Origin of the sequence: Streptomyces sp. NPDC127117 (assembly GCF_042677325.1) — a bacterium.
Taxonomy (GTDB): domain Bacteria; phylum Actinomycetota; class Actinomycetes; order Streptomycetales; family Streptomycetaceae; genus Streptomyces.
Window position 1 is genome coordinate 1 of sequence record NZ_JBHXTM010000085.1, and the last position, 20,463, is coordinate 20,463.

At 72.9% G+C, this 20,463-nt stretch carries 9 protein-coding genes; 2 read left to right on the forward strand and 7 right to left on the reverse strand.

Features of this window, described 5'->3' with window-relative positions; genetic code table 11:
- Positions 1-38: 38 nt before the first annotated feature.
- Positions 39-815, reverse strand: coding sequence for a hypothetical protein (locus ACFVH0_RS38135; RefSeq protein WP_385827938.1), 777 nt, complete (start codon positions 813-815; stop codon positions 39-41).
- 811 nt (positions 816-1,626) lie between these two features.
- Here ACFVH0_RS38135 and ACFVH0_RS38140 point away from each other — a divergent pair.
- Both ACFVH0_RS38140 and ACFVH0_RS38145 read left to right on the forward strand, forming a co-directional pair.
- Positions 1,627-2,127, forward strand: a complete 501-nt coding sequence (locus tag ACFVH0_RS38140) for a DUF1203 domain-containing protein (RefSeq protein WP_385827940.1) — start codon at positions 1,627-1,629, stop codon at positions 2,125-2,127.
- 388 nt (positions 2,128-2,515) lie between these two features.
- On the forward strand, positions 2,516-3,088 hold the full coding sequence (locus ACFVH0_RS38145) for a GNAT family N-acetyltransferase (protein WP_385827962.1): 573 nt from the start codon (positions 2,516-2,518) through the stop codon (positions 3,086-3,088).
- 92 nt (positions 3,089-3,180) lie between these two features.
- On the opposite strand, the gene ACFVH0_RS38150 is transcribed toward ACFVH0_RS38145, so the two are convergent.
- From ACFVH0_RS38150 to ACFVH0_RS38175, 6 genes are all read right to left on the reverse strand, one after another.
- Positions 3,181-4,551, reverse strand: coding sequence for a hypothetical protein (locus ACFVH0_RS38150; RefSeq protein ID WP_385827942.1), 1,371 nt, complete (start codon positions 4,549-4,551; stop codon positions 3,181-3,183).
- Positions 4,541-6,895 (reverse strand): hypothetical protein, encoded by a 2,355-nt coding sequence (locus tag ACFVH0_RS38155; protein WP_385827944.1) that lies wholly within the window; start codon positions 6,893-6,895, stop codon positions 4,541-4,543. Before ACFVH0_RS38155 ends, ACFVH0_RS38150 begins: the two co-directional genes overlap by 11 nt.
- A 117-nt stretch (positions 6,896-7,012) precedes the next feature.
- The gene (locus ACFVH0_RS38160) at positions 7,013-8,587 is read right to left on the reverse strand and encodes an amidase family protein (protein WP_385827946.1); all 1,575 of its coding nucleotides are present in this window, start codon (positions 8,585-8,587) and stop codon (positions 7,013-7,015) included.
- 88 nt (positions 8,588-8,675) lie between these two features.
- Positions 8,676-16,898: a type I polyketide synthase gene (locus ACFVH0_RS38165; protein WP_385827948.1), complete on the reverse strand. Its 8,223-nt coding sequence runs from the start codon at positions 16,896-16,898 to the stop codon at positions 8,676-8,678.
- Between the two features lie 283 nt (positions 16,899-17,181).
- A complete protein-coding gene (locus ACFVH0_RS38170) occupies positions 17,182-17,844 on the reverse strand; it encodes a DUF5701 family protein (RefSeq protein ID WP_385827950.1) in 663 nt (220 codons plus the stop codon).
- Positions 17,845-18,066: 222 nt separating this feature from the next.
- Positions 18,067-20,352 (reverse strand): ATP-binding protein, encoded by a 2,286-nt coding sequence (locus ACFVH0_RS38175; RefSeq protein WP_385827952.1) that lies wholly within the window; start codon positions 20,350-20,352, stop codon positions 18,067-18,069.
- Positions 20,353-20,463 lie beyond the last annotated feature (111 nt).

Sequence of the window (20,463 nt, forward strand, 5' to 3'; positions counted from 1 at the left end):
CCGATCGGCTGATCGGTGCGGGCCGGCGGTCTGTGGTGTCAGTCGGTGGAAGATGTCGGCCAGGCGCCCGGCGGCACTGCGCGGTTGGGTTTCTTCCCGGTGGAGCGGTTGCTGATGAGTGCCTGCCGGATCTGCGCCGCGGTCGCCCGTGCGTGTTCCGAGGTGGAGATCGCCTCGGCCGTGGCGGGGACGAAGCGATGGGCCGGCCGCCGGCAGTACGGGCAGGGCGCGCCGTCGGCGAGAAGGTAGCCGTCCTCGCACGCCCGGTTCGAGCAGCTGCCGGGACGTACGAGGGCCTCGGCGATCTCCTGGGCCGCCCAGCGGCGACGGTTCTCCTCGTCGCGTTCGTGGATCGCGTGCGACCAGCGGTTGCTCCAGCGCCTCTCGATACGGTCGAGGAGCTGGGCGGCCGTCCGCTGCTTGAGCTCCTCGAACAGGATGTCGGGCAGGGTACGTGGAACCCGGTGCCCGAGCGCCTGGAGCAGCGGCTGGGGAAAGCCCTGCATGATGAAGCGGATCGGATCGTTGCCCGGACTCTGCTTCCACTGCTGGCAGTGGCAGACTCCCCCGTCGGGCAGCGGGCTGTGACAGCGGGTGCACAGTCCGCGGCAGTCCACGCAGACGCCGTCGTTGAGCCCGTCCAGATGTGACGCGGGCGCCCTGCCGCATTCGCGGCAGCAGGCCGCGCACAGCCCGCACAACCGCTCGTTGCCCTGCTGAGTCGTCCAGTTCCGCTGCTGGCAACGGCAGCACAGGCTGGTGTTGCAGTAGTCGCTGTGCTCGCCGTTGTGCCGGCCGAGGGGAGCGAAGGACATGGTGCTTCCTCCTTTCGTGCCCGCGCACGGTGTTGCTCCGTACAGAGTAAGGGCTGCTCCGCAGCGCCCGGCGGACAGGCGCTCAGGCGTTCGCCTCGACGAACCGGCGCGGTTCCCGGGCGAGTGCCGCCGGGTTGTCCGAGGGGACCAGCGTTCCGGCCTGGGGGATCACGACGTATCACCCCGCGGCAGCGGTTCGGCGAGGCGCCGGCCGGTCTCGGGCGGCATCATCCGGCCCTCCGCGCCCCAGGCCACCAGCGCAGGCCGGTCGAAGTGCCGCAGCCGTTCGGCGGCCAGCAGATACGTGTGTGTCCTTCCGGGTGGAGCGCAGAAAGCGGGCGAGGTCCCGGCGGATGGCCCGGTGGGTCAGCAGCGGCCGGTACCAGCGGCGCACCCGCTCGCAGGGGATCACGTGCGCCGTCATGCCGCCCAGTGAGCTGCGCATCGACGCCAGAAAGGGCACCCGAAGGAATGGAGCAGCAGGAACAGGCCGCCCGGCTCGCGGCCGACAGGTGCGGCCCTGGACGCCCGGCGGGCAGTTGCCGAGCGCCTCGCGGGAGCTGAGCACGCGGACCCACACGGTGGAAGCGCCTGATCCGGCCGGCCCGATTCACCTACCGGACGCAGCCGACGACCGAAGTGCACGGTGCGCGGTGCGCGTCACCGGGCGCTACAGGCCCGGCCTTCCCGCCCGGGCCCGACACCCCGCGCGCAGGCGTGCTGGTGTCCACCGCCTGTAGCGGCCGAAGCCCGACAGGGCCGCGTCTGATTTCCGCCAGCACCGGGAGGGGCGTCCACGGATGCTGAATCCATGACCACGACTTACGAGGTGCGGGCCATCGACCCCGCCGTACTGAAGCAACTGCGGGAGCGGGACGACGCCGGTCATGCCCGGACACCCGTCACCGATCCGGAGGGCGGTGCCCCGCTGCGCTGCTGCCTGCGGCACAGCGAGGCAGGTGAGCGGATCGTCCTCGTCTCGTACGCGCCGTTGCGTCGCTGGGCGGCGGCCACGGATGCCGAGCCCGGCCCGTACGACGAGTGCGGTCCGGTCTTCATCCATGCCGAGGAGTGCGACGGACCGCCTTCCGGCACCGGCTATCCGGCCGAACTCCACGGTGCTCGCCGGGTGTTGCGCGCCTACGACGCTCAGGGGCACATCCTCGGCGGGCGGCTGATCGAGATCCCGAAGGAACGGGCCGCCGAGGTGGACGACGCGCTGCGCGAGGTCTTCACCGATCCGGAAGTGGCCTTCGTGCATGTCCGTGCGGTGGAATTCGGCTGTTTCATGGTCGAGGCGCGCCGCCGGTAGGCCTCGGCGGCCGGAATCATGCGCCTGCACCGCCGACAGTGCGGGCACATGTTTCCGGCGCCGCTGGGGGTGAGGAGCACTCGGGTTCTGCGACAGCCTCATACGCCACGCTGCGCAGTAACTCCACCTCCCCAACGGCACGTCCAGCCTGCCGCACGACACGGTGCCTCGACGTGTGTTGAATCGCAGGTCAGTACACGTATCTGTGCGGTCGGACCCGCCTCACCCCGATGGCGTCGGCATACGTACTGACGGCGGGACGGGTGTACGTACGGCCGTGGGGCGCAGCCGTGCATCGCCTCCGTCCGTGTCCGAGCCTGCCCCCCCACCACCGGTCTGCCGCGGATATTTGGTGGCAGGCACGACCGCCGGTGGTGATGATCACGGCATGCATGTCTTCCTGGAGACCGAACAGCTGGCGCTGCGCCCGTTCACCGACACCGGAGCCGATGTCGACCACCTGTTCGCGCTGGACAATGACCCCGATGTCATGCGCTTCATCAACGGAGGCCGGCCGACGAGCCGCGAGGCGATCCGGGCGCGAACCCTGCCGCGGCTCCTCCACGACCATCCGTGCTTCGGCACCCGTGGCTACTGGGCCGCCGACGAGAAGGCCACCGGGACGTTCCTGGGCTGGTTCGCGTTCCGCCCGCTCGACGACCACAGCCCGCTCGTGGTCGAACTCGGCTACCGGCTGAACAAGGCCGCCTGGGGCAAGGGGTACGCCACCCAGGGTTCGCGAGCCCTGATCGCCAAAGGGTTCACGGACCTCGGGGTGCAGCGGGTCACCGCGAACACGATGGCGGTGAACACGCGATCGCGACGTGTGATGGAGAAGGCGGGTCTGTCGTTCCTGCGGAACTTCACCGAGGACTGGCCCGAGGTGATCCCGGGATCCGAGCATGGCGACGTCGAGTACGACCTCGTCCGGGCCGACTGGGAGCGGGCACGGGGTCGGTAGCGGACGGTGTGTCACGCCGGCCGGCCGAGCAGCCGGGAACGGCGGTCCGTCAGCGGTCTGTCGGGCTCAGCGGTTCATCCCCTCTGTCGGGATCAGTCCATGGCCGCGCCGTCGTGGTCCTCGGACTGCCGCCGGGCTCGGCTGAACTCGCCGGTGCCGACCCGGGCGGCGAGGGTGTCGTCGGGGCCGGAGAGGAGGGAGCCGTAGCCGGTGGCGGCCCACAGGCTGCGTTCGGCAGGCACCTCGAAGTAGGGGACCGTGCGGCCCCGGTCCCGGACCGCGAGCACCTGCGGCGAGCGGCGTGCGCGCAGGGCCTGGCCGCAGTCCTCGCACACCGCGACATCCACCCGCTCCCGGCGGCCGAGCGGGCGCCAGGTGGTCCGGCGGACGGCGGTGCCGTGCCGGGGGTCGAAGAAGCACAGCGGGAGCCCGGGGGCCGGGGCCAGGGCGGAGCGTCCTTCGGCGGCCAGGGCCAGCACTCCGACCAGGTCGGGAAGGCCCCGTGCGGCGTCCAGCACCCGTCCGGCCGCGTCGTACGCGTCCAGAGCACGGCTCAGCCCGGGGGCGGCGGTGCCGTCGGCCTGTTCCACGGCCTCGCCGAGGGCGAGCATCTCGGCGGCGGCCCGGCGGCGCAGCCCGGCCTCGTCGGCGGCCTGGCCGGCGGCGAAGACGGCGTCCGGGAAGCTGAAGACGGTGTGCCGGGGCGAGCGGCGACGGCGCACCACGAAGACGGCGGCGCCGACTGCGAGGACCAGCACCACGGCGACCACGAGCAGGGGTGTCGAGCCGCCGGAGGTGTGCTCGTCGTCCTTCGGCCGGGCCGAGTACTCCTTGTCGATCCGGGCGGTCTCGGCCTCGTAGACCTCGGTGCCGTTGCCGGCCTCGATGAGTTCCACGGCCTTGCCGACCCGGGCGGCGAGGCCGGCGTCGTCGAGTTCCCTGAGGAAGCCGACGGCGGAGACGGCATCGCGGGTCTGATGGATGTCGGCCGGCCACTCGGTGCCGTTGAGCCATTTCCCGTACTCGTCGGTGGTGATCAGGATCAACTGCTGCTCGCCGAGCCGTTCCTTGATCACCGCGGCAAGGGTGCGGGCGTCGCCGTCGAAGGCGTCCCCCTTCTTCAGTGGCACCAGCACCACCTTGATCGGCAGGCCGGTCGCGGCGATCCGGTCGACCAGAGCCTGCTCCTGGGCCGGGTTGACGGCGGCCGCGTAGGACGGGTCCACGTGGACAGGGTCGGTAGCCAGCGACTCGGTGATCGTCGCGGCGGTCGGCCCGGTTCCCGCGGTCTCCGCCAGGGCGGGGGCGCCGGTGCCGAGCAGCGAGGTGCAGGCCAGCAGCAGGGCGGTGAGCAGCCCGGCGGCACGGCCGCGGGCGGCGCCGGCCGGCCGGTCACTGTTCGGGCGGCAGTTGGTCGGGCGGTCACTGTTCGGGCGGCAGCTGGTCGGGCGGTCACTGGACACTGGCGGACTCCCTGGCCCTGAGGATGAGTGCTTCGAGCCCTTCCCGGGCAGCCGGCAGGACCTGCCCGGCCTCGTCCCAGGCGGTCCGGGAACGGCTGTCCGCCCCGGGCAGGCGCAGCAGCCGCCCGGTGGCCGCCCGTTCGCGGGCGGCCGGGTCGGCGGTGCTGCGGTTGGCGGCGGCGCGGAGGGCTTCGTGGCAGGCGGGACACAGCCGCGCGGACCTGGGACCGGTGCCGATATCGGCGAGCCACCCCGGAACCTTGCCGCCGGTGGCCTCGCCGTGCAGCGGGTTGAGCCGGCAGAGGGTGGGGTGGAGTTGCCCCTGAAGGGCGGCGAGTCCGGCCCTGGCGAGCACCGCGACGGCGGCCAGGTCGCCCGCCTCCGGGATGCCGTCCGGGCGCTCGTCACCGGAGTCGGCCAGCAGCTCGGCGGCGTCCAGGCAGTCCCAGGCGCGGGCGCGGCCGGGTGCTTCCTGGTCGGCGGCGGCCAGCCGCCCGGTGAGCTCGCGGACGTCGGCGGCGGCCCAGGAGCGCAGTTGCCGTACGGTCGGCAGCGCTGTGGCGCGCCGGGGCCCGGCGGGCTGCGGCGGCGAGGGGTCGGCCGCGAGGGCGCGGCGGGAGCGCAGTACGGCCCGAGCGACGGCGATCACCAGCCAGGCGATCAGCAGCAGAACGCCCAGCAGCATCGTGCCGAGCACGATCCCGGGCCCGAAGTCGCCGCTGAACAGGCCGGGCAGCCGGTTGTCGCGGAGCGGGGGCAGCTCGGTGTCGTGGGTCGCGGAGTCGTAGCCCTTCTCCGGCCGGGCGGCGGCGACCGCATCCAAGGTCTGGCCCAGGCGCGGCACCACCCGCAGGTCGCCGTCCTTGCGGTACTCCGGGTAGCGGACGGTGGACGGCAGGCGCCTGAAACGGCGTGAGGCGTCCCGGTCGGTGCCGAAGGTCTCCAGGTCGATCCGGCCGGACACCGGATCGATCAGCACGTAGACGCCGTTCTGGCCGGTGCGTTGGTGGACCCGGGCGAGCAGGGTGCTGCTGTTGCCACCGCTCTCGTCGTCGCTGTCGGTCGCCGTGGCCAGCACGTGCACCGGGCCCTTGGGCGCGAGTTCGGCGAGCCGCTGCCGGATGGTGGGGAGGTCGGTGGCGGTCAGCACGTACGCGGTGGACGGGTCCTGGTAGATCGGTCCGGCGGCGAGCCCGGCGGCGGCTTCCTCGACTCGGGCGTTCAGGTCGTCCTGGGTGACGTCGAGATGCGGGCTGTCGACGGTCTGCGGAAAGACGTTGGGCGCGGCCAGCACCACGGCGACCGCGGCGGCCGCCGTCGCCAGCACCGTCACGGGCAGGACACCGCGTCGGCGCGATGCGGGCCAAGTGGTACGGGCCGGGGCCTTCGGCTTCGCAGCGGCCTCGCCCGATCCCTTGCGGGAGCCTCTCCCCGACTCCTCGCCGGGGCCCTTGCCCGGCCGCGTACCGAAGTCCTTGCCCGGCCCCGTGCCGGATCCCTTTTCCAGGCGGACGGCGGCCGGGGTCTTCGAGCCGGTGTCCTTCTTCGAGCCGGTGTCCTTCTTCGTGCCGGTGTCCTTCTTCGTGCCGGTCGGCCGCACCCGGTCAGAGCCGCGTCGGGAGAACCGGATACCGAGGGCCAGCACCAGGCCGGGGATCACCACCACGGCCAGGCCGAGCAGCAGGTTCTGGTTCTGCCGGTCGGTGGAGCTGATGTACGGGTCGGGCTTGCCGTCCTCGTGGTAGCGGTCGTACAACTCGTCGGCTCTCTCGGCGGCCCTGTCGTGGCCGGAGGCGATCGCGTCGGTGAAGGACTCGAACGCGGCGAGCGGGCCTGCCCCGTACGGAGTGCCGTACAGGGCGATGCGACGGGCCTCCTCGACCGGGACGTCGACGCCGAACGCGGAGGCGGTGATGCTGCTGTGGTCGCCGATCAGCACATACAGCCCGTTCTCGCCGAGCCGGTCGTGGACCAGGCCGAGCAACGCGGCGTCGCCCGCGGGCAGCGCCAGCACATACGTGGGCACGCCCGTGCGCTCGGCGAGGGCGGCGATGTCCGGGGCGAGCGAGCGGGGCAGTCCGCGTGGACGGTCGGCCGAGACGTAGACCGGGTTCCGGCGCAGTTCCTCGGCCAGGCGCTCGGACTGGGTCGCACCGTCGGAGGACCGGCCGTCCGGTGTGGTGGTGGCGGTCGCCGTGTGCGTTGCCGTGGCGCCCGGCACGGAGCCCGGTTCGGCGGCAACGGCAGCGCCGGCGCTGCCGAGCAGCACGAGCGCCGCCAGTGCCGTGCCCGCCCGGGCCCCGAACGTCCCGCTCCGTCTCCGTATCCCTGACAGCGTCGGCATCGGCGCCCTCCCCGTGGTTCGGCCGGTCACTCTACCGGCGCTCGATCCCGACGAGTACGGATACCTCCTGGTCCGGGCGGCACGGGGTGGTCAGAGCGGCGGCGGGGGACGGCCGCCTCAACGAGTGGTGTCGGACGACACCGAAGGCAGGTACCGCGGCGCCCGCCAGGCGTCCAGCCGCTGTTCCACCGCCGCCCCCAGCGACAGCAGCTCGGCGTCCTGGTGGTCACCCGCCATCAGGAGCAGGCCCACCGGCAGCTCGCCGACGAACCCGGCGGGCACCGACAGCGAGGGGTACCCGGCGACGGCGGCCGGGGTGGAGGACGGGATCACGTCGTTGTCACCCCGCGCGCAGTCGGTCGTCCAGGCGGGCGGGTTCGCCGGGGAGGCGATGGCGTCCAGGTCATGGGCGGCCATGGTCTCGTCGATGGACCGCCGGGACAGGTCCTTCAGCTCGGCGCGTACGGCCCGGTGGCCCGGGTCCGCGGTCGGCGGCGCGACCAGGGCCTGCTCGAACAGCTCCTGACCGGCGAAGCAGGTCCGCTCGGCCCGGTGCGTGCGGTTGAACTCGATCAGCCCGGCGAGGTCGCGGGGCCCGTTGCGGGTGGCCAGGTAGGTGTCGATGTCCCGGTGGAACTCGCTCAGCAGCGCCGGGAATTCGAGTTCGGCGAGCCTGTCCTGGTACGGCGGCGTCACCTCGACGACCTCGGCCCCGGCGGCGCGCAGTCGTGCCGCGGTCCGGGTCATCAGCGCGTCCGTCCCGGCGCCGAGCGAGGGGAGCCGCCACAGTCCGATCCGTTTGCCGCGCAGTCCGCCGGGGCGTGTGACCGCGTCCGAGAGGCCGAGGGCCCGCGCGGTGTCGTGACCGCTGAGCACCGAGAGGGTGATCGCGGCGTCGATGACGTTGCGCGCCATGGGACCGGCCGTGTCCTGTTCGGCGGAGATCGGGACGACGCCCGACTGGCTGACCAGGCCGAGGCTGGGTTTGTGGCCGACGATCCCGTTCATCCCGGCCGGGCACACGATGGAGCCGTCCGTCTCGGTGCCGATCGCCACCTGCGCCAATGACGCGGCGAGCGCGGCGGCCGAACCGGAGGACGATCCGCACGGATTCCGGTCCAGGACGTACGGGTTGTTCGTCTGCCCGCCCACCGCCGACCAGCCCGACGTCGGCTTCGCCGCGCGGAAGTTGGCCCATTCGGACAGGTTGGCCTTGCCGAGGATCACCGCGCCTGCCGCGCGCAGCTTTCCGACCAGGTCCGCGTCCGTGTCCGGTGGGCTACCGGCCAGCGCCGTCGATCCGGCCGTCGTCGGCATGTCGCGGGTGTTGACATTGTCCTTCAGCAGGACGGGGATGCCGTCGAGCGGGCCGCGGGCCTTCCCGAGGCGATGTCTGACATCGCTGGCGGCCGCCTGGCGCAGGGCCGTCGGGCTGGTTCGCAGCACCGCGTGGATCTTCGGGTCGATGGCCTTGATCCGCCGGAGGTACGACAGGGTCAGCTCCGACGAGGTCAGGGCCCCGTGGTCCATGCGTTCCTGCAGCTCGGGAATCGTCACCGTGTCCAGGTCCACTCCGCGCAGGAGCGTCTGCCCGGAGTCCGCGGCCACCGCGGGCTGCCCCGGCACACCCGACGCCAGAAGGGGTGCCACGGCCAGGGCCGCGGTCAGGGCCGCAATGCTTCGCTTCTTCATGGGAACAGCCCATTCCAGGAGGATCCGCGGGCGCAAGAGACTTCTGCGCCTCCTTCCGCTCCGCACCCGCGCCCCTCCCGAGACGTCCTCAGTCCAGGCCGCCGAGCCATCGGTGGACGGCGAGTGCGGTGGTACGGGCGTGCTCCTCCAGCATGGTGAAGTGGTCCCCGGGCACGGTGATCCCGGCGTGCGGGAGGATCCAGTCCGGGGCGGGTTCGGCGCCCGGCAGCGGGTCCTGGGCACGTACGTACAGGGTGGGGCAGGCGAGTGGCGCGGGTTTCCAGCCCTTGAAGAGCTCGAAGTATCCGGCCATGGCGGTGAGCCGGCCGGTGTCGTCCGAGGCGAATTCCGCCGCCCGGCGCAGCATGTCGGACGTCATCGCGGAGAGCGCCTCGTCCCGGTCGTCGTGGCCGGGTGGATAGGTGTCCACCAGGACGACGGCCACCGGGGCGGTGCCCTGGGCCTCCAGTCGCTCGGCCACGGCGTGGGCCACCCAGCCACCGGCCGACCGGCCCAGCAGCACCGGGGGGCCTTCGGCCGCGGCTGCGCGTACGGCCGCGGTCTGGGCGGTGACGAGGGCGTCGAGCGAGGCGGGCAGAGCCTCGCGTGGCTCGAACCCCGGGTGCCGCACTGCGGAGACCGGCCGCAGTCCTCGTAGCCCGGCGCCGAAGCGCGCGTACTCCTGCGGTCCGGACAGTGCGCTGAGCGCGGGGGCGCAGACGAGCCGGGCCCCCGCGCCGTCCGCCGCGAGCACGACGGGTTCGTGCGCCGCACCGGGCGCCCCGGTCCTGTCGAAGACCGGGCGGAGGCGGGCGGCGACGGTGAGGAGCACCATGCCGTCCCAGCTCCGTCCCCGGGCGCATGCGGTACGGAAGAGCGCGCTCAGGGAATCCGGGGCTTCCCCGGCGTTCGGTGCGTCGGCGGCCCGCACCCGGGTGTTCGGTGCTGCGCCTCCCTCCGGACCAATGGTGCCGAGCTGTGCCGGGCCGTCCGACGCGGCACCCGCGGGAGGTGCCTCGGCGGCATGGCGGCGTGTCAGTTCGGTGGCGAGCGCGCGCGGTGTCGGGAAGTCGAACAGCAGCGTGGACGGCAGTGCCAGCCCCGTCCATGCCGCGAGTTCATTGCGCAGATCGACCGCGGCCAGGGAGTCCAGCCCCAGGTCCGCCAGCAGGGCGTCCTCGTCGATCTCGCTCGCCTCGTCGCCGTGGCCCAGGACGCGGGCGGCCAGGGTCCGGACCCTGGCGAGCAGCGCCTCGCCCCGCTCGCCGGGGGCGGCAGCCATCGGCGCCCGGCCGGGCCGGGCGCCGCTCGCGTCGCCCACGTCGGCAGCGGACGTCGGGGGCCGGTTCGCCGCCGGGTCACCGGCGCGGAGAGCGGCCGGGGCGAGGCGGGCCGCCACCACCACGGGTTCGTCACCGGCCACGGCGGCGTCGAAGAGAGCCAGGCCCTCTTCCGGCCCGAGCGGGCCGAACCCGGAGCGGGCCATCCGCCGCCGGTCCGCGTCACCGAGGTGCGCCATCATGCCGTCGTCCTGCTGCCAGGGGCCCCAGGCAATCGACGTACCGGGCAGTCCGAGCCGCGCGCGGTGTCGTGCCAAGGCGTCCAGTACGCAGTTGGCCGCCGCGTAGTTGGCCTGGCCGGCGGAGCCGAAGGTGCCCGCGACCGAGGAGAACAGCGCGAACACGGCCAGGTCGTATCCCCTGGTCAGTTCGTGCAGGGCGAGCGCGGCGTCCGCCTTGGGGCGCAGCACCCGCCTCAGACGGTCCGGGGTGAGCGCAGCGACGACGCCGTCGTCCAGCACCCCCGCGCTGTGCACCACACCGGTCAGCGGGTGGGCGGCCGGTACGGCGTCGAGCAGGGCGGCGAGTGCGGTCCGGTCCGCGACGTCGCAGGCGTGAACGTCGGCCTCGGCGCCCGCCGCACGCAGTTCCGCGACGAGTTCCCGGGCCCCCGGAGCTTCCGGCCCGCGTCGGCCGGCGAGCAGCAGGTGCCGGACGCCGTGGGCGGTGACCAGATGCCGTGCCACCAGCATGCCCAGGGAACCGGTGCCGCCGGTGACCAGGACGGTGCCGTCCGGGTCGAGCGGCCGTCGCTCCCGCGGCTCCGGTGCGGTCCCGGTCAGTGGTACCAGCTTCGGTACGTACGCCGTCCCCCGGCGTACGGCTGTCTCCGGCACCGGGGCGGCCAGCAGGGCGGGCAGGGCGTTCAAGGAGTCGGGGTGGTCGTCCACGTCGATCAGGGCGAAGCGGCCCGGGTTCTCCCGCAGGGCCGAGCGGATCAGCCCCCACACCGGTGCGTGCGGCGGTACGGACGCCGCCGCGCCGGATCGGCCGTCATTCCCATGACCGTCGTCGGCCGGGGTGACGGCGCCGGACGTCACGAGCACGAGACGGGAGCGGGACAGGTGCGGTTCGGCGAGCCACTCCTGCACGAGTCCGAGCGCCCGGTCCGCCGCCCGCAGCAACTCGGCGGCCTGGTCCTGCGCATCGCCGGGCGCGTCGGGCGGTGACGGGCACGGTGCCACGAAGACGGTCGACGACGCGTCGCACGCCGCCGGTCCGGCGTACAGCGGGACGCCGGACCCCAAGGGCGCGAGGGCGTCCACCAGCCGTGTGCCCGTCGTGCCCAGAACTCCCCAGCGGGGCATCGCCACGGGGGCGGGCGGTTCGGTCAGCGGTACCCAGTCCGTCCGATGGAGAGCGCCGGCGACCGCGTCCGCCGTCGCCGATCCGGTGCGCGGAAAAGGCCGGAGCGTCAGCGAACGGACCGTGGCCACCGGTGAGCCCGTCCCGTCGGTCAGCTCCACTCCGGACTGCCCGTCGGGCCCGGGTGTCACCCGTACCCGCAAGCGCTGGACGCGGGTGGTGTGCACGCGAACCCCGCTGAAGGCGAACGGCAGTGACAATCCGCCTGCCGCCGGACCGGCTGCCCCGGAATCGTTGGTGCCGAGGCTGTCCAGGGCCAGGGCGTGCAATGCCGCGTCGAGCAGGGCGGGATGCAGGACGAACCCCGGGCCGTCCGCCTCCTGCCCAGGGGTGCGGGCCGCTTCGGGCAGTACGACATCGGCGTACAGCTCCCGCCCGTGGCTCCAGGCGGTGCGCATGCCCTGGAAGGCGGGGCCGTACCGCAGCCCGTCGGCGGCCAACCGCTCGTACGGCCCGGTGCCCGGATCATCGGCACGCAGTGGCATCGCCCCCTCCGGCGGCCAGGGCACGTGCGGCCCGGACACGCCGCCGGTCTCGATGGTGGCCGCTTCCCCGTCGGTGGGCGGCTGTGCCCGCGAGAGGGTGCCGCCGGCGTGCCGTTGCCAGGGCCGGTCGCCCGCCGGAGTGTGCGACCGGGAGTGGATGAGCACGGTCCGCCGTCCCGCGTCGTCCGGTCCCGCCACCTTCACCTGCAATTCGACGGTGCCGTCCGGGGGCAGGGGCAGCGGCGCGGTCAGGACGAGCTCGTCCAGTTCGGCCGCGCCCGCCAGCTCACCTGCGTGGAGGGCCATTTCGACGAAAGCGGTGGCCGGCAGCAGGATCTCCCCCGCCACCTCATGGTCGGCGAGCCACGGCTGGTCGTGCACCGAGAGCAACCCGCTCAGCAGCACCCCGCCGTCATCGGCCGTGCGGGTGACCGACCGCAGGAACGGATGGGTGGCCCCGGCCGCCGGGGCCTCGGCGGGCGGATGGCCCGGGTCGGACTCCAGCCAGTACCGGCGGCGCTGGAAGGGGTACGTGGGCAGTGCGACGCGCCGCCCGCCACGCCCTGCGAAGGCCGCCTCCCAGTCGACGGGCGCGCCGTGGGCATGGAGCGCGGCCAGCGTGTCGAGCAGGGCGTCCGCTTCCGGCCGCGTCCGGCGCAGGGTCGGCAGGACCAGCGGTGCCGGACCCCGCTTTCCGCTTTCCGCTTCGCCCGTGTCCGGATCCGCCGGGTCCGGTCCGGGCGGGGCGAGACAGTCCCGTACCAGGCCGGTGAGCACCCCGTCGGGCCCCAGTTCGACGTAGTGTGCCGCTCCTCGGTCACCCAGGTACGCCACCGAATCGGCGAAGCGGACCGGCCGACGGACATGGTCCACCCAGAACTCCGGTGTGCACAGCTCCTCGTCGGTGGCCGCCCGGCCCTGCACGGCGGTGATCAGCGCCAACCGCGGCGCGGCGAAGGACAGGCCCCGGACCACGTTCGCGAAGTCGGCCAGCGCGGGTTCCATCCGAGCGGAGTGGAAGGCATGGCCGACCCGCAGACGCGTCGCCGAGCGGCCCCGGTCGCGGAAGTACGCGGCGACCTCTTCCACCGCGGCCTCGTCGCCGGAGACGACCACCGACGCCGGCCCGTTGACCGCGGCGATCTCCACCGCGCACCCGGTCTCGGCGAGACGGGCGGCCACCTCGTCCTCGCCGGAGGCCACGGCCGCCATCGCGCCGCCCGGCGGCAGCTCGTCCATCAGCCGGCCCCTGGCCGCCACCAGTGCGCAGGCGTCCGCGAGGGACAGCACCCCGGCGACGTGTGCCGCCGTCACCTCGCCCACCGAGTGCCCGGCAACCAGGCCGGGGCGTACCCCCCAGGCCTCGAACTGCCGGAACAGGGCGGTCTCCAGGGCGAAGAGCGCCGGTTGCGCGAACCGGGTCGTATGCAGCAGCGCACCCGTCGCCGTACCGGACTCGGCGAACACGACGTCCCGCAGGGGTACCGGCAGCAGTGTGTCGAGCAGGGCGCAGCACTCGTCCCACGAGTCGGCGTAGACCGGATGCAGGTCCCGCGACTCGTACAGTTCACGGCCCATGCCGACGCGTTGGCTGCCCTGACCGGTGAACAGTACGGCCGTCGGGCCGCGGTGGCGGGACGTGCCCGTGTGCACGCCGGGCCGGTCTCCGCCCCCGGCCACGGACCGCAGGGAGTCCAGCAGTCCGGCGCGGTCCCGGGCCACGAGCACGGCCCGGTGGTCGAAGGCCGCGCGCGTGGTGGCGAGTGAGTACCCGATGTCGGCCGGGGCCGTATCGGGGGCGGCGGTCACGTGGTCGTACAGCTTTCGTGCCTGGGCCCGCAGCCCCGGCAGGCTCCTGGCCGACACCGGAACGGCCACCGCGGCCTTTCCGGGACGTGCCGTACCTTCCGGCGCCGCCACGGCATGCGGAGGCTCTTCGAGCACCACATGGGCGTTGGTGCCACTGATACCGAACGAGGACACCCCCGCCCGGCGCGGACGGTCCGCGGCGGGCCACTCCACTGCCCGGCTCAGCAACTCGATCCGCCCCGTCGACCAGTCGACACGGGGGGTCGGTTCATCGGCGTGCAATGTACGCGGCAGCATTCGGTGGTGCATCGCCTGCACCATTTTGATCACGCCGGCCACTCCGGCGGCGGCCTGGGTGTGGCCGATGTTCGACTTCACCGAGCCCAGCCGGAGGGGACGCAGGCGTTCGTGGCGCCCGTACGTCGCGAAGAAGGCCTCCGCCTCGATGACGTCTCCCAGCCGGGTGCCGGTGCCGTGCGCCTCCACCGCGTCGATGTCCCCGGGATTCAGCCCCGCGTCCGCGAGGGCCTGCCGGATCACCCGCTGCTGCGCCGGTCCGTGCGGTGCGGTCAGCCCGTTGCTCGCCCCGTCCTGGTTCACCGCCGAGCCGCGCACCACGGCCAGTACCGGAAGTCCCGCGCGGCGTGCCTCGGACAGCCGGCCGAGCAGCAGCATGCCGGCGCCCTCGGCCCATCCCGTGCCGTCGGCGGCGGCGCCGAACGCCTTGCACCGGCCGTCCGGGGACAGTGCCCGCTGGCGGCTGAACTCCACGAACGACGAGGGCCCCGACATCACCGTGGCACCGCCGGCCAACGCGAAGGCGCATTCGCCGCGGCGCAGCGCCTGGGCCGCCAGGTGCAGGGCCACCAGGGACGAGGAACACGCGGTGTCGACGGTGAGGGCCGGGCCTTCGAGGCCGAAGGTGTAGGCGATCCGCCCCGAGGCGACGCTTCCGGCGTTGCCGAGGCCGAGGTACCCCTCGACGTGTTCGGGCGTCCTCGTGAGGTGGCGGGCGTAGTCGCTGTACATCAGCCCGACGTACACCCCGGTCGGCGAGCCGTGCAGAGTGCCGGGGACGAGACCGGCGTGTTCGAAGGCCTCCCAGGCCACTTCGAGCAGCAGTCGGTGCTGCGGGTCCATGGCCAGGGCCTCGCGGGGAGAGATACCGAAGAAGCCGGGGTCGAAGCGGTCCACCCGGGAGAGGAAGCCGCCTTCGCGCACATACGTCCGTCCGGAGCGCCCGGGGTCAGGGTCGTACAGCTCCCGGGTGTCCCAGCCCCGGTCGGTGGGGAAGGGGCCGATGGCGTCCCTCCCGTCGGCCACCAGCTGCCACAGTTCCTCCGGAGAGGTCACGTCTCCGGGATAGCGGCAGGCCATTCCCACGATCACCACGGGGTCGTCGTCCGACCGGACCGAACTCCTTTGCACGGGGACGGTGTCGGTCCGCGCGGCGGCGTTCCGTTCCCCGAGGTGGGCGGCGAGCGCGGCGACGGTGGGGAAGTCGAAGGCGACGGCCTCGGAGAGCGACAGGCCGGTCACCGCCGACAGTCGCTCCCGCAGCACCGTCGCCGTCAAGGAGTCCATGCCCAGGTCCCGCAGTGCCGTGCGCGGCTCCACTTCCCGGGCGGGGCGGCCGAGCACGGCCGCCGCCTCGTTCCGCACCAGGGTCAGCAGGTCCTCCGACGGCTGCCCGGCGGCCTCCGCGCCCAGTGCCCGCGCCGGCAGGCCGGCGAGGTCCCGCCGCAGGATCTTCCCTGAGGTGGTACGGGGGATCTCCGCCACCTCGAAGAGTTCGGCGGGCACCTTGAAGCCGGAGAGTTGCGCACGGCAGGCGGCGAGGACACGCCCCCTGTCCAGCACACCGTCACCGGGCTCGGGGACCAGATAGCCGACCGGCACTTCACCGAAGGAGGGGTGCGGGCGTCCGGCCACGGCGGCGTCCGCCACCCCCGGCATTCGCCGCAGCACGGCTTCCACTTCCGAGGGATGGATGTTCACCCCGCCCCGGATGATGAGATCACTCGCCCTGCCTGTGATCGTGAATTCGCCGGAGGCGTCGATCCTGGCCAGGTCCCCCGTACGGAACCAGCCGTCGCGCAGGACTTCCGCGGTGGCTTCCGGCCTGCCGTGGTAACCGGCCATGATCCCGGGCCCGTTGACCCACAGCTCGCCCTCCCCCGTGTCCCGGCCGTCGGCGCCCCCGCCGACCCGGACCCGGGTGCCGGGCAGTACCCGGCCGCACGATGTCGCCTCGCCCGGCGCCGGCATGGTGACCGGGCCCGCCTCCGTGCTCCCGTAGTGCTCCAGGTAGGGGACACCGCAGATCTCCCCGAAGGACTCGCGGAACCCGGGCCCCGCCGCGGCGCCCGCGCTGACGCAGCCCCGCAGCGCGGGCGCACCGAGGCCGCCGCTGCTCTCGTCGCTCTCCTCGCCCCGCACCGCGTCGAGCAGCGCCGAGTACGTGGTCGGGACACCGCCGAGCAGGGTGAACGAGGCGTCCTCACGCCGAAGTTCGCCGAGCACCCCCGCCACCGAGAACCGGGGCAGCAGCACCGCGCTCGCTCCCACCGCGGTCACCCCGAGGAAACACACGATCTGGCTCATCGCGTGATGGAGGGGCAACGGCCACAGCACGTGGTCCTGTTCGGACAGGCCCAGGACACCGACGAGGCCCGACGCGATCGGGGAGAGGCGGTTGCGCTGGGTGGACAGGACGCCCTTGGCCGCGCCGGAGGAGCCCGAGGTGTAGAGCAGCCAGGCCACTTCGTCGAGTGCGAGATCGTCCCGGGCCGGCGTGCCCGGCTCCGTACCCGCCAGCTCCTCGTACCGCAGAACGCCGCCGCCGTCCGCCGGCTCCTCGGAACCCGTGCGGGAGGGCGGGTTCCCTGCCTCGCTCTCGTCGCCTCCTTCGACCGCCACCACGGTCAGTCCGGGCCGGAACGGCAACGTACGTCGACGTGCCAGGCCGGCGTCGTCGGTGATGAGCACCCGTGCCCCGCTGTCGTCCAGCAGGCGGGTCAGCTCCTCCTCCGAGTTCCCGGGGTCCAGTGGCACGCCCACACCACTCGCCCGGGTGACGGCGAGCAGGCTCTCGACCGCCTCGACCCGGTTGCCGAGCAGTAGCGCCACCCGTTCACCGCGCGCCAGACCGAGTCCGGCCAGGTGGCCGGCCAGCCGTGCGGTCCTCCGCTCCAGCTCCCGGTAGGTCACACGCGTGAACACGTCCTGGAAGCAGACCTTGTCCCCGAGGCGCCGGGCGTGGTCCCCGAGCAGTTCCGGCAGTGTTCTGACGATGTCGGCGCGTGTGCTCACCGCATGACCTCCCTGAGACGACTCGCCGTTGAGGACGACGGCACAGTTCACCGGGTTGCCTCCCGGGGACGGGTGGACGATGCGGGCGGCAGCGGCCGGACAAACACCCGCTCGGCTCCCGGCAGTTCGTGGCGTCGTCTCGCCCGCCCATGATCCACCACGCGAGATCATTTCCAGGACACTGTCCTGGAGGGCCCTGCCCGGTACTTCGGCGGAAGATCGCAATCCACCGTCGGAGTACCGGGCGAACCGGTCGCCCGGTACCTGTGACCCATCCGTCAGTTCACGCCGACTCGCGGCCCGTGGCGGAGGCGAAGCCCAGCCACGTGTGGCGGTTTCCCCACCAGCACCAACCGACCTTCGGGGCGTTGCGTCGCTCGCGGCCGTCCCGTCCGGTGCCGTTGCTGATCCAGATCGCCGGGGTGCGGGTGTCGAAGCTGCCGTTCGCCTTGCGCAGCCGGGAGCCGATGGTCATGAAGCAGCGATTGCGCTCCAGAACCTCCGGCTGCTGGAGCGCCCAGTGGATGCCCTCGGTGAGCAGCAGCGGGGAACGGTCCTCCTCGGCGAGGGCGGGCAGCGCCTCCTCCGGGCTCCAGTCGGCCTTGTCGTCGCCGCGGTCGATACCGGTCACGAGATAGAGGGAGGTGTCGGGCAACTGAATGTCCACCGGAGCGAATCGATCGACGTCGAGCATGTCGACGACGACGAAACCGGCCTTGCCGTCACGACGGAGCAGCGGCGCGAGGGCGGAGGCGGGGGCGCGGTCCGGGTGGACGGCGAGCAGGGCATCGGTACGGTCCCCGCCGACGCCTTCGGCGAAGGCACGCAGCTCGTCGGCAGGTATGCCCGCGAGTCCGGGCACCCCGAGCTCGCTCAGGCGCTCCGCCTGAGCGGCCAGCGGCGGGAGAGGGCTGACCGTGATGCTGGTGGAAGCGGTGTCGGGCAAGGCACTCCTCTGTTCGTAGGGCAGAGCAAGTGGACCAACGGTGCGGCAGACCGGGTTGTTCCCCGCCGAGCACGGCTGTGCGTGTCCGCGATGTGATGGGGGCGGCTCCCCCGGCAGATCGCTGGACGGATCGTCAACCTCTGGTGCGAAGCGTGCAGGGCGTACGGGGCGGCCGGTTCGGCCGGCGCACCATGCCGTGCCCGGTGGGTCATGGCCAAGACCCTAGGAGCTCAGCACCGACGCGATCTCGGTGCGCGAATCGATCGCGAGCTTGGTGAGAATGCGCTCGACGTGTGTGTCCGCGGTCCGCTTGGAGATCACGAGTTGCTCGGCGACCTCCCGGTTGGACAGTCCTTGGGCGACCAGCGTGGCGACTTCCCGTTCCCGCGGGGTGAGTACGTCGGCCGCCGGGGCGCCCGGGCGGCTGCGGGGCAGTCGCTGCGTGGCCAGTGGGCTGTCGGTGTCCGCGCGGACCGCGTCCAGGATCGCGGGCCCCGACAGCCGGGCCCCCACGCCGTACCAGCGTTCGTACTCCGTGGTCCCCAGCGCCTTCCGCACGGCGTTCCGGGTTGCCTCCTGTTGTTCCAGCACCGACGGCAGCATGGCGACGGGGTCGCCGCCGAGCCGTCGCGCGCCTTCCGCGTACCCCAACAGCCAGGCCGCCCTGACGTGGCGTTCCTGGTGTGCGGCGTCCCAGGCCAGGCCCAGGCAGCACAGCGCGGCGACCAGCACGTCACCGATCTCGCTCATGGCGTCCAGGGCCTGCCGCAGCGCCTCGGCGCCCTCCTCGTGGCGGCCGGCGAGCCAGAGGATGATGCCCTCCGCCATGAGCGTCGATCCGTAGAACTGACGGTCGCCCGTGCCGTGCAGATGGGCCAGCCCGACCTCGCACAGTTCCAGGGCCCCATCGGTGTCCCCGAACACCGCCCGCAGCAGCGCGCCTTCGTAGTGGACCATGCTGATGCCGAGCGAGTCGCCCACGGCGACGATCCGCCGACGCCCCTGCTCCAGCTCGGCCAGTCCCTCCTCGATCTCACCGCAGAGCGCTCTCATCGCTCCGATGTACGGCTCCGTGAACAATGCCACGCGCTGTTCGTCGCAGTTCAGTGCCGCCTCCCGCGCCTCCCGGAAGAAGGTCGGCGCCTCCGCGAGGTCGGCGGTCCAGGTGGCGAACACTCCGGACATGAACAGGCCCCAGGCCCGCTCCTCGCAGTCCTCGGGCACCAGGCGGAGCCCCTTGTCGATCCAGTACCGCCCCTCCGACAGGGTGCCGGTCGCCCGCCAGTGCGGGGCCAGCTGCACGGCGAGGCTCAGCCCTTCCGCCGCGCGGCCCGGGGACGTGAAGGCGTACTTCATCGCGGCGCGGATGTCGGCGATCTGGCCGCGTACCGCGTGATGAAGCTCGGTCTGGGCCGGAGTGATGAGTTCGGCCCACAGGCGCCCGGCCGTGTCCCGATGGTGCTCGAAGTGCCGCCCGCGCACGGCGGCCGCGTTGCTCTCCTCGTCGAGGCGCTCCGCACCGTATTCGCGGATCGTGTCCAGGAGCCGGTAGCGCGCCCCGTCCTCTCCGACGCGTTGCACGACCGACTTGTCCACCAGGCCGAAAAGCGCCTCCAGGACGGCGTCGGACCGGAGCCCCTCGCCCTCGCCGACCCGTTCCGCGGCCGACAGTTCGAAGGGTCCGGCGAAGACGGAGAGACGTGCCCACAGCAGGCGCTCCGCCGGGGTGCAGAGTTCATGGGACCAGCCGATGGTCGTACGCAGCGTCTGGTGCCGGGCGCAGGCCGCGCGCTGTCCGCCCGTGAACACCTCGAACCGGCGGTCCAGCCGACACACCAGCTCGGCAAGGGGCGCGACCCGCAGACGTACGGCGGCCAGTTCGAGGGCGAGCGGGATCCTGTCGAGCCGTTCGACGAGCGCCAGTGTCTGTGTCCGGTTGGCTTCGGTGACGGACCAGCCGGGCAGGACGCGGGCGGCTCGCTGTGTGAACAGCTCCACGGCGTCGTCCACTCCGAGCGGGGCGATCGGCATCGTCCGCTCGTCGGCCACGTCGAGGGGCTGTCGGCTGGTGGCCAGTACGCAGACCTCGGCGGCCTCGCGCAGCAGCACGTCGCAGAGTACGGCGCAGGCATCGACCATGTGCTCGCAGGTGTCGAGCACGATGAGCAGCTGCTGCCCCTTGAGATGGTCGACGACCGCGTCCAGAGGTTCCATCCCGGCTTGATCCGGGACTCCCAGTACGGTGGCCAGCGTCGCGGGTACGAGTTCGGGGTCGGACAGGGCCGACAGTTCGGCCAGCCACACCCCGTCCGGAAACCGTTCCCGCAGACCTTCCGCCGCACGCAGAGCGGTGCGGCTCTTGCCGACACCTCCGGGGCCCACCAGCGTGACGAGCCGTACCTCGCGGAAGGCCTCCTGAATCAGCGAGATCTCCTCGGCACGTCCGACGAAGCTGGTCCGCTCGGCGGGGGGTTGCCCGCTGCGCCGCTGCCCGAAGCCGAATCCCATGGGGCCCCCGTGGTGATCAAGTCCCCGCGCCTTCGCGAGAAGTCAGCACAGTGTAGATGCGCGACTCCGGAGCGTTGCCGAGTTCGAATCGATGCGCAGCCGCCTCGAAAG

Coding starts and splice junctions, on each gene's coding strand:
- ACFVH0_RS38155 (WP_385827944.1), bottom strand. CDS start 6,895: ATGCCGACGCTGTCAGGGATACGGAGACGGAGCGGGACGTTCGGGGCC.
- ACFVH0_RS38175 (WP_385827952.1), bottom strand. CDS start 20,352: ATGGGATTCGGCTTCGGGCAGCGGCGCAGCGGGCAACCCCCCGCCGAG.
- ACFVH0_RS38135 (WP_385827938.1), bottom strand. CDS start 815: ATGTCCTTCGCTCCCCTCGGCCGGCACAACGGCGAGCACAGCGACTAC.
- ACFVH0_RS38145 (WP_385827962.1), top strand. CDS start 2,516: ATGCATGTCTTCCTGGAGACCGAACAGCTGGCGCTGCGCCCGTTCACC.
- ACFVH0_RS38140 (WP_385827940.1), top strand. CDS start 1,627: ATGACCACGACTTACGAGGTGCGGGCCATCGACCCCGCCGTACTGAAG.
- ACFVH0_RS38160 (WP_385827946.1), bottom strand. CDS start 8,587: ATGAAGAAGCGAAGCATTGCGGCCCTGACCGCGGCCCTGGCCGTGGCA.